Below are 263 nucleotides of genomic sequence, written 5' to 3' on the forward strand. Positions count from 1 at the left end.
TTTTCTGCCCCTATCGCCAGACTGGGCGACTGGACCTTTGATGAACGGGTAGCTGAAGTCTTCCCGGATATGATCCAGCGTTCCGTACCCGGCTATTCCAATATTATTTCCATGATTGGTATGTTAGCCGAGCGCTTCGTTCAACCTGGTACGCAGGTTTACGATCTGGGTTGTTCTCTGGGCGCGGCGACGCTCTCGGTGCGTCGCAACATTCATCATGATAATTGCAAAATTATTGCCATCGCCGGGGAGTTGTCGATGGC

Annotated in this window: 1 pseudogene; it reads left to right on the forward strand. The window is 52.1% G+C overall.

Annotated elements, in window-relative coordinates:
• Positions 1 to 263, forward strand: a pseudogene (locus SB756_RS31280) (carboxy-S-adenosyl-L-methionine synthase CmoA); the annotation flags it as partial.

Source organism: Pseudomonas sp. SIMBA_068 (genome assembly GCF_046534705.1).
In the GTDB taxonomy this organism is placed as follows: Bacteria; Pseudomonadota; Gammaproteobacteria; order Pseudomonadales; family Pseudomonadaceae; genus Aquipseudomonas; species Aquipseudomonas putida.